At 65.2% G+C, this 9,564-nt stretch carries 7 protein-coding genes; 1 reads left to right on the top strand and 6 read right to left on the bottom strand.

Annotated elements, in window-relative coordinates; all coding sequences use genetic code 11:
• Positions 1-172 (bottom strand): transposase (locus FEZ61_RS02270; protein WP_173146999.1); only part of this gene is annotated, 172 nt, incomplete at its 3' end.
• Positions 173-817: 645 nt separating this feature from the next.
• On the bottom strand, positions 818-1,291 hold the full coding sequence (locus tag FEZ61_RS02265) for a GreA/GreB family elongation factor (protein WP_026084046.1): 474 nt from the start codon (positions 1,289-1,291) through the stop codon (positions 818-820).
• A gap of 139 nt (positions 1,292-1,430) precedes the next feature.
• Between FEZ61_RS02265 and FEZ61_RS02260 the strand changes: the two genes are divergently transcribed.
• Entirely contained in the window at positions 1,431-2,264 is an 834-nt protein-coding gene (locus FEZ61_RS02260) for a DUF1206 domain-containing protein (protein ID WP_173146997.1), read from the top strand.
• Here the strand turns inward: FEZ61_RS02260 and FEZ61_RS24330 are convergent.
• From FEZ61_RS24330 to FEZ61_RS02240, 4 genes are all read right to left on the bottom strand, one after another.
• On the bottom strand, positions 2,238-2,471 hold the full coding sequence (locus tag FEZ61_RS24330; RefSeq protein ID WP_269084840.1) for a hypothetical protein: 234 nt from the start codon (positions 2,469-2,471) through the stop codon (positions 2,238-2,240). The two genes, FEZ61_RS02260 and FEZ61_RS24330, sit on opposite strands and share 27 nt — an antisense overlap.
• Positions 2,472-2,495: 24 nt before the next feature.
• Positions 2,496-6,521, bottom strand: a complete 4,026-nt coding sequence (gene hrpA / locus FEZ61_RS02250) for an ATP-dependent RNA helicase HrpA (protein ID WP_173146995.1) — start codon at positions 6,519-6,521, stop codon at positions 2,496-2,498.
• 286 nt (positions 6,522-6,807) lie between these two features.
• Positions 6,808-7,587 (bottom strand): SGNH/GDSL hydrolase family protein, encoded by a 780-nt coding sequence (locus tag FEZ61_RS02245; protein WP_064307172.1) that lies wholly within the window; start codon positions 7,585-7,587, stop codon positions 6,808-6,810.
• A gap of 152 nt (positions 7,588-7,739) precedes the next feature.
• Positions 7,740-9,419 carry a long-chain fatty acid--CoA ligase gene (locus FEZ61_RS02240; RefSeq protein ID WP_017642764.1) on the bottom strand — a complete coding sequence of 560 codons (1,680 nt, stop codon included), beginning with the start codon at positions 9,417-9,419 and terminating at the stop codon, positions 7,740-7,742.
• Between the last annotated feature and the right edge of the window lie 145 nt (positions 9,420-9,564).

Below are 9,564 nucleotides of genomic sequence, written 5' to 3'. Positions count from 1 at the left end.
TCGGGGTAACGCCCACGCGCTCCTCTTGAAGCTGTTTTACCCAACGGCGCAGGGCCGACTCAACCACTCCCAGTGAACGAGCTGCTTCGATATGGCTGTAGCCCTGATCGAGCACCAGGCAGGCGGCCTCTCGTTTGAACTCGGGCGTAAAGGAACGACGTTGCTTGGTCATCAGACACCTCTCTATGGCGAGCATTCTCGCCCTAAATGGGTGTCCGGAATCAGTAGACCACTACAGGATCAGCACCGGCCAAAGCAGGAAAAGGAAGAGGCAACCCCACCCCGAGCTACCAAGTCAGTGGAGGGCGTCGAAGCCTAAGGCTTTGGTCGCAAGAGCGTGTAGGTCGGGCTGAGACAGCTTCATCGTCGAAGCCCAACAGGGCATACATTGAGCCTGGGCGCTGTTGGGCTTCGCTGCGCTCAACCCAACCTACGGTGTTCCTTTGGGAGCACGGATCGTAGGTTGGGCTGAGACGGTTCCATCGTCGAAGCCCAACAGAGCTTGTATCAAGCCTGGGCTCTGTTGGGCTTCGCTGCGCTCAACCCAACCTACATTGTTCCTTTGGCAGCGCGGATTGTAGGTTGGGCTGAGACAGCTCCATCGTCGAAGCCCAACAGGACCCGCACCGAGGCTAGGCACTGTTGGGCTTCGCTGCGCTCAACCCAACCTACATTGTTCCTTTGGCAGCGTGGATCGTAGGTTGGGCTGAAACGGCTCCATCGTCGAAGCCCAACAGGGCATGCACCGAGGCTGGACTCTGTTGGGCTTCGCTGCGCTCAACCCAACCTACGGTGATCCCTGAGGGCAGCCTGACGCTCAGTGCACCGCCACGATCTCCTGGCGGTGCACCTTGCCCTCCACCGTCACCGCCACCTCATCACCCTCCTCCCGACCGAGCAGAACCTGCCCCAGGGGCGCGCGGGGCGAGATCACCAGCACCTCCTGGCCGTCCAGCCTGACCTTGAGCCCCGCCGCATCCGGGCCAAGGAACAGCCAGCGGCTGGCCGTCGGGGTGGTCAGCTCGATCAGGGCACCGACGCGGATACCATCGGTCATGGCCACGGGCGTCAACGCCCGGTAGGCGGCCAGCGCCAGCTCGATCTCGTGCAGGCGGCGGCGTTGGCCGTCGGCCAGATAGGCCGCCTCCAGACCACGAGTGTCGTACTTGTTCTCGGCCTTGCTTTCGCTGTGGGTAGCCGCTTCGTGACTGGCCGTCAGCTGTTGGCTGATGACGTCCCGGTCGGCTTCCAGTGCCTGAAGAATGAGGGTGAGCAGTCGTGCCTTGTCCATGAACCGATCGCCGGGCAAAGGGTGCGAGCCTAAGGCCTAACGCCGCATCCTGCCAGCACTCTGGTGCGCCTGTCCGCCCGCCAGAACCCGCGCGCGGCCCATCGGTCAGTACAAGGCAGAATGTAACAGGACATAACAGATGCGCACCCGTACCGGACTTACTCTTCTGGCCCGCGGCGGCTATGCCGCCCGCGGTCTCGTCTATCTCATCATCGGCGTGCTGGCGTTGCTGGCCGCACGGGGCTCCGGCCAGCCGGCGGACAGCCATGACAGCCTGGAAGCCCTGCTCGCCCAACCCTTCGGCCACTTTCTGGTCGGCCTGGCGGTAATCGGCCTGGTCGCCTTCGCGGCCTGGCGCATCCTCCAGGCCATCCGCGATGTCGATGACCATGGCAGCAAGCCCAAGGGCCTGGTGATCCGCGCCGGCCTGCTGGTAGGCGGCATCACCTATGGCGCCCTCGCCTTCTTCGCTCTGGGCCTACTGGTCAGCGGCCTGCGCCAGGGCGGTGGCTCGGGTGGCGACACCAATGACTTTCTGCAGATGCTGCTTAGTTGGCGCTATTCCAACCTGCTGGTGTACATCGCCGCACTGATCCCCTTGGGAGTGGGTCTCGCCCATTTCGTGAAGGGCTGGAAGGCCAGCTTCGAGCGCTATCTCGAAGCCAGTCCGGAACAGCTGCGGCTGATCCGCCCCATCGGTCGCTTCGGCCTCATCGCCCGTGGGGTAGCCTTCGTCGAGATTGCCGTCCTGCTGGTGGTCAGCGGCTCGCGCTACCAGGCGCTGCATCCGCCGGGCATGAAGGACGCCCTGAACGGCCTGCAGAATCTGCCCTTCGGCGGACTGGTCCTGTCCGTGGTCGGCCTCGGCCTGATCGCCTTCGCCTGCTACAGCTTTGCGGAAGCCTGGTGGCGGCGCATCGAGATGGACCTGCCGGATGTGGGCGGGTCATTGCGCCAGGTATTGCCACGCTAGACCGGCGCCAGACATCAACGCCTGGCGCGCCAGTCCGAGCGGTACGCCGAGAGCCTCGATCTGATGCTTGACGCCTGCCACCGCCGTGCACTCGAACCGGATCACCCAACCGCGACGGGCCGCGGTCAGAAAGCGTTCGAGGGCGCCGTGGACGCGAAAACTGGCCTGGGTCCCGCTGTCACTAAGACAACGTCCGACCCGGGCCAGCGGTGGCTCCGATGAATGACCGCGCTAGGCTTCCACCTGGCTCCACTGCTTGTTCAGCCGCTTGTCCGACACCGGCATCCGCGTGCCCAGTTGCTGGGCCCAGAGCGACACCCGGTACTCTTCCAGCATCCAGCGATAGAGCTCCAGGTTGGCGTCGCGCTTGCCTTCCTGGCCGTGCTTGGCGGCGCGGGCACGATACTGCTCCCAGAGTCCGGCCAGCTCGCCGCTCCAGACGCGATCGCGCTGCACCTGGCCGCCGAGCTTGTCGAAGCGCTGCTCGATGGCCTTGAGGTAGCGCGGGTATTCCTTGAGCCACTCCAGCGGCGTATCCCGGACGAAGCCGGGATAGACCAGGCTGGCCAATTGCGCCTTGATGTCGTTCAGGGCCACCGCCTGGGCCAGGTCGATGCGGCCCTTGAATTTCTTCTGCAGGCCATGCCAGAGCTTGAGGATCTCCAGGGTCAGGCGTGCGATCCGTTCGGCCTGTTCGGTCAAGCCCGCCTTGCGTCGCTCGGCCAATGAAGCCAGGCCGGCGCCATCGCGGGGCAGCTCGGCTTCGTCGGCGAGGATGGCGGCGTCCAGGCTGGCCAACAGGATATCTTCCACCAGGGCTTCCGGCCGACCCAATTCGCGGTGCAGCAGACTCAGCTCGGTGAGGCCGGGCAACTTGCCGCGCAGGAACTTGGCCTGCTCCGTCAGTTGCTGCAGCAGCAGTCGCTGCAACGCGCGACGGTGCTGGTAGCGGGCCTCGGCCTGGGTGGCGAAGCGGCCTTCGCGTACGGTGCCCTGCTCGTCCACCAGCGCCGGATAGACCGTCATGGAAAGGCCGGCCACCTGCTGCTGGGTCTTGGCCGCCACCTCGGCGAAGGCCTTGGCCTCCACCGGGCGCTGCTCCTGGCGCTTCTGCGTCGGCAGCGCCAGGGCCGCCTGGCTTTCCTGAGCGAAGCGCGCCGTCACCTCGGCCAGGTCGCGGCCCTCGCCCAGCGGCTTGCCCTGGGCATCGACCACCTCGAGATTCATGCGCAGGTGCGGATCCAGGCCGGCTTCGGCCTCCGGCCAAGCGTCGTCGGGGATGCGGGCGCCGGTCATGCGCTGCAATTCGCGCCCCAGGGCCTCGTGCAGCGAGCCCTCGCCGAAGGGGATCTTGTCCAGCGCCGCGCGAACGAAATCCGGCACCGGCACGAAGTTCTTGCGCAGGGCCTTGGGCAGGTTGCGCACCAGGGCCACGCAGCGGTCATAGAGCAACCCCGGCACCAGCCAGTCGAGGCGCTGGGGCGGCAGCTGTGGCAACAGTGGCGCCGGCACCCGCAGGGTGACGCCGTCACGCGGATGGGTCGGGTCGAATTCGTAGGACAGCGGCAGGGTCAACTCGCCCAGGCGCAGGGTGTCCGGATACTGGGCGGCGGTGACCTCGCTGGCTTCGCGGGCAAGGACGTCTTCCTCGCGCATGATCAGCAGATCGGGCTGCTTGGCGCTTTCGCGGCGATACCAGCTGTCGAAGGTGGCGGTCTGGTAGACGTCCGCCGGCAGACGCGCGGCATAGTAGTCGAACAGCGTTTCCTCGTCGGCGAGGATGTCGCGGCGGCGGGCCTTGGCTTCCAGTTCGTCCAGCCGCTCCAGCAGCGCCCGGTTGGCGGCCAGGCACTTGGCGCGACTGTTGATCTCGCCACGTACCAGGCCTTCGCGGATGAACAACTCGCGGGCAGCGGGCGGATCTACGGGGCCGAAGTGCACCGGGCGACGACCGACCACGATCAGGCCATAGAGGGTGACCTGCTCATAGGCCACCACCTGGCCCCGCTTCTTCTCCCAGTGGGGTTCGAGGTGGGTCTTCTTGACCAGGTGCCCCGCCACCGGCTCGATCCAGTCCGGTTCGATCTTGGCCACCATGCGGGCGAACAGCTTGGTGGTCTCCACCAGCTCCGCGGCCATGATCCAGGTGGGCTTCTTGCGGCCGATGACGCTGCTGGGATGGATCCAGAAGCGTCGCTGACGCGCGCCCAGGTAGTCGCCATCCTCGCTCTTCTGGCCGATCTGGCTGAGCAGACCGGCGAGAATGGCCTTGTGCAGCGCCGCATAGCCGCGGGCACGCACCGCCGCCTCGCTGGCCTCGGCCTGTTGCTGAGCCTTGGCGTTGACGTGCTTGTCGGTGGTGGGCGCAGGTCTGTTGCCGACCTCCGCGGGTGCCGGCGCCGGACTTTCGGTCTTGCGCGCCTGGAGCCCCAGCTCGCGGCAGAGCAGGGTCAGCTGGCGATGGGCATCGCGCCATTCGCGCAGCCGCAGGTAGTTGAGGAAGTGCTTGCGGCACCAGCTGCGCAGGGCATTGGAGCCCAGCGCCTGGCGCTGCTCCTCGAAGCCGTGCCAGAGATTGACCAGGGCGGCAAAATCCGAATCCGGGTCCTTCCACTGGGCGTGGGCTTGATCGGCCTGGGTCTGGCGATCGGCCGGGCGCTCGCGCGGGTCCTGCACCGACAGGGCACTGGTGACGATCAGCACCTCGGCGAGACTGCCCTGCTCCGTCGCCTCCAGCAGCATGCGGCCCAGGCGCGGATCGACGGGCAGGCGCGCCAGCTGCCGGCCCAGGGGTAGCAGGCGGCCTTCGACATCGACCGCCGAGAGCTCCTGCAACAGGGTGAAGCCGTCCTTGATGGCCTTGCCATCCGGCGGCTCGATGAAGGGGAAGTCTTCGATGCGACCCAGGCGCAGATGCAGCATCTGCAGGATCACCGCCGCCAGGTTGGTGCGCAGGATCTCCGGATCGGTAAAGGTCGGCCGTCCCAGGAAGTCTTCTTCGCTGTAGAGGCGAATGCAGATGCCCGGCTCGACCCGTCCGCAGCGGCCCTTGCGCTGGTTGGCGCTGGCCTGGGAGACGGCTTCGATAGGCAACCGCTGGACCTTGGCTCTATAGCTGTAGCGACTGATGCGCGCGGTGCCGCTGTCGATCACGTAGCGAATGCCCGGCACGGTCAGCGACGTCTCGGCGACGTTGGTGGCCAGCACGATCTTGCGTCCGGGACGCGGCTGGAAGATCTTCTGCTGCTCGGCCGGGGTCAGCCGCGCATAGAGCGGCAAGACCTCGGTGAATTTCAGCTGGGCCTTGCGCAGCACCTCGGCGCAATCGCGGATCTCACGCTCGCCGGGCAGAAACACCAGCACATCGCCCGGGCGCTGGCCAACGCTGCGCTCGTGGGCCTCGATCTCGTCCAGGGCCTGGAGGATGCCCTGGTCCACCGAGAGGTCGTCCACCAGCCGCTCGCCGTCTTCGTCCACTTCGGCGCTGAGGGGACGGTACCAGGTCTCGACCGGATAGGTCCGCCCGGACACCTCGACGATGGGGGCACCGTCGAAATGCTGGGAGAAGCGCTCCAGGTCGATGGTGGCCGAGGTGATGATCAGCTTGAGATCGGGTCGGCGCGGCAGCAGGGTCTTGAGAAAGCCCAGCAGGAAGTCGATGTTGAGACTGCGCTCGTGGGCCTCGTCGACGATGATGGTGTCGTAGCGTTCAAGAAAGCGGTCGTGCTGGGTTTCGGCCAGCAGGATGCCGTCGGTCATCAGCTTGATCAGGGTGGCGTCGGTGCTCTGATCCTCGAACCGCACCTGATAGCCGACCAGTTCGCCCAGCGGCGAACCCAGTTCTTCCGCCACCCGGGCGCCCACGCTGCGCGCCGCCAGCCGGCGGGGCTGGGTGTGGCCGATCAGCCCTTGTACACCCCTGCCCAATTCCAGACAGATCTTGGGCAACTGGGTGGTCTTGCCCGAACCGGTCTCACCGGCGATCACCACCACCTGATGGCCTTCGATGGCGCGCTTGATTTCCTCGCGCTTGGCCGCGATCGGCAGGGCATCGTCGTAACGGATGCGCGGCACGCTGGCACGCCGCGCCTCGACCTTGGCGCAGGAGGCCTGAAAGCGTTCCAGCCACTGGGCCTCGCGGACTGGATCGGGCTGTTTCTGCAAGGCCTGGAGCTGGCGTCTCAGGCGATGGCGATCGGCGTTGAAGGCCTGATCCAGGTTGGCGGCAAGACGGGCAACGGAGGGGGTATCGGTCATGAAACTCTTTCGACGGCGGTCGTTTGGACCGGTAAGTGTAAAAGAGTTGGGGGGTCTGGCGGGGCTTTACAAGAACGGCGGGCGGAAAACCGCCGGGTTGCCTGCCTTTGCGCGACGCCTGGTCGCGCAAAGGCAACACGGGGTCAGAGGCTGTTCAAAGGCTAGCGAGCTAGAGACAAACAAGGCGAAAGTGGCTGAGGAAGCGGAGTCTACAATTAGTAGATGAGCATTCCGAAGCCACTTTCAACGCCGTTTGGCCGACGCGCAGCAGTCTTTGAGCAGTCTCTCAGCGCTTGGCCTGGACACTGGCCATGTTCAACCCGGCCGGCGGCGTGCGCAGCGCCATGTCGAGGGATTGCAGCGCCTTCCAGGCATCCTGCTGCAGATCGGCCGGATCGGCATGATCGAACTTGATCTTCTCGCCGGCGGCCGGCAGCGGCGGACGGGTGCCGTAGATCAGCGCATAGAACACCGAAGCGGTCAGGTAGGTGCCAGTAAAGGACGGGTGGCTGCCGTCGGGCAGGAACAGCCCCGGCTGCGGCTGATCGGCCAGGGCCTTCTGCCAGGCCTGGCCCACCGGGGCCAGCAGCGCGCCGGTTTCCTTGGCCAGGGGGGTGTAGACGCTGTCCAGCTGCGCCTGCATGGTCGGGTTGTTCTGCCGTGCCCAGGTCAGGTAAAGGATCGGCTGGGCGCCGTCCTTGCGCGCCAGATCGGCGATCAGGCGGACGTACCGACGGGTGAGGTCCGGATTCTTCACCGGCATCATGCTGTGATCCTGGATCACCACGTAGTCGTAGTTGGCCTTGGCCAGCTCGTCCTGCACGTCGTGGCGCTTCCAGTGTTCCTCAAGGCTGGCGCCGCTGAAGGTCACATGCTTGACGTCCAGCGGGCGGGGTTGACCGGCCTCGACGGACATTTGACGGACCATCGCCGGTAGATCGTTGACGAAGGTATAGCTGTTGCCCACGAACAGGACGCGGATGGGTTCACCCGCCTGGACCTGGCCGAGCATGCTGGAGCCCAGCAGGAAGAGGCCCAGCAAGGCCTGGCGTACGCAAATTCGCATGGTGTGTCCTCAAGGAGAGAGGTCGAAGAGATGACGGCAAAATGCCGCCTGCGGTTTATACCCGAACCTCTTGCGAAAACCATGCTTGGAGACCGGCGACACCGCTACCAGTCGACGAGAGGTAGCGGCGCGGGGGACATGGTGAAGCCCTGTTACGCCTTCTTGAGTTCGGCGTCACGCAGTTCGCGGCGCAGGATCTTGCCGACGTTGGTGGTCGGCAGGCTGTCGCGGAATTCCACCAGCTTGGGGCGCTTGTAGCCGGTGACGTTGTCGTGCATGTGCTTGAGCACCTGCTCGGTGGTCAGGGATGCACCCGGCTTGGGCACCACGAACACCTTGATCTTCTCCCCTGCCACCTCGTCGGGGATGCCGATGGCCGCGCACTGCAGCACCCCGGGTAACTGGGAGAGCACCTCTTCCAGTTCGTTGGGATAGACGTTGAAACCGGACACCAGGATCATGTCCTTCTTGCGATCGACGATGCGCAGATAGCCATCGGGTTCGATGACGGCGATGTCGCCGGTACGCAGCCAGCCTTCGGCGTCCAGGACTTCGGCGGTGGCCTCGGGGCGCAGCCAGTAGCCCTTCATCACCTGAGGCCCCTTGACGCACAGTTCACCGGGGGTGTCGAAGCCCAGGGCCACGCCATCGGCATCCACCACCTTGCAGTCGGTACCTGGTACCGGTACGCCAATGGTGCCCAGCCGGCGACGCTCCAGCGGATTGAAGCTCACCACGGGACTGGTCTCGGTCATGCCGTAGCCTTCGCAGATGCCGCAGCCGGTGACCTCTTCCCAGCGCAAGGCCACGGACTGCTGCAGCGCCATGCCACCGGAAAAGGTCACCTTGAGCTGGGAGAAATCCAGCTGGCGGAACTCCTCGCTGTTGCACAGGGCGGCGAACAGGGTGTTGAGACCAACGAAGCCGTTGAAGCGCCACTGCCTGAGTTCCTTGACCAGCGCGGGCAGGTCGCGGGGATTGGTGATCAGGACGTTGTGGTTACCCTGGATCAGCATGGCCATGCAGTGAATGGTGAAGGCATAGATGTGGTAGAGCGGCAGCGGCGCGATCATGACCTGGGCACCGCCGCCCAGGTACTTGGTCATCAGCACCTGGCACTGCAGCATGTTGGCCACGAGATTGCGGTGGGTCAGCATGGCGCCCTTGGCGATGCCGGTGGTGCCGCCGGTGTACTGCAGCACGGCGACATCCTCCGCCGCCGGGTCGGCGTCGACGAAATCGACGTGCTCGCCCTTGGTCATGGCATCGACGAAGCGGATGGAATGGGGAATGCGATAGGCCGGCACCATCTTCTTGACGTGGCGGACCACGGCGTTCACCAGCAGGCGCTTGAAGGTCGGCAGCAGGTCGCCGACCTCGGTGATGATGACGTGCCGGATGTCGGTCTGCGGCAGCACCTGTTCGGCCAGGTGCGCCATGTTGGCCAGGCACACCAGCGCCCGGGCGCCGGAATCCTTGAACTGGTGCTGCATCTCACGGGCGGTGTACAGCGGGTTGGTGTTGACCACCACCAGGCCGGCGCGCATGGCGCCAAACACCACCACCGGGTACTGCAGCACATTGGGCATCTGCACGGCGATGCGATCGCCGGGTTGCAGGTCGGTGTGCTTCTGCAGGTAGGCAGCGAACTGACCGGACAGCTCATAGAGTTCGCGGTAGCTCAGCGTCCGCCCGAGATTGCTGAACGCCGGGCGCTCGGCGTAGGTCTGGCAGGCCTCGCGGAATACCGCCAGGACGTTGCGATAACGGTCCAGGTCTATGTCTGTCTGGATGCCCTCGGGATATTTGTCACTCCAGAAATTCGGCATCATGCAGCCCGCTCCCGCTCTATGGTTATTGTTCGTTGGCGTGCCGTGATCAGCGCTGAACCGGCCCTGCGAGCCTAGCAGCTTTGCCCTGCCCGCAACAGCATCAATATCCGCCCTTAACGTCACCTAATGACCATAAAGTCATTTA

The sequence above is a fragment of the Pseudomonas sp. MS15a(2019) genome (genome assembly GCF_013277805.1).
Lineage (GTDB): Bacteria > Pseudomonadota > Gammaproteobacteria > Pseudomonadales > Pseudomonadaceae > Chryseomonas > Chryseomonas benzopyrenica.
This window is presented reverse-complemented; position numbering and strand designations above follow the sequence as displayed.

Bases quoted from the DNA above. Each gene is read 5' to 3' on its own strand.
- FEZ61_RS02265 (WP_026084046.1), bottom strand. From the start codon at position 1,291: ATGGACAAGGCACGACTGCTCACCCTCATTCTTCAGGCACTGGAAGCC.
- FEZ61_RS02260 (WP_173146997.1), top strand. From the start codon at position 1,431: ATGCGCACCCGTACCGGACTTACTCTTCTGGCCCGCGGCGGCTATGCC.
- hrpA (WP_173146995.1), bottom strand. From the start codon at position 6,521: ATGACCGATACCCCCTCCGTTGCCCGTCTTGCCGCCAACCTGGATCAG.
- FEZ61_RS02245 (WP_064307172.1), bottom strand. From the start codon at position 7,587: ATGCGAATTTGCGTACGCCAGGCCTTGCTGGGCCTCTTCCTGCTGGGC.
- FEZ61_RS02240 (WP_017642764.1), bottom strand. From the start codon at position 9,419: ATGATGCCGAATTTCTGGAGTGACAAATATCCCGAGGGCATCCAGACA.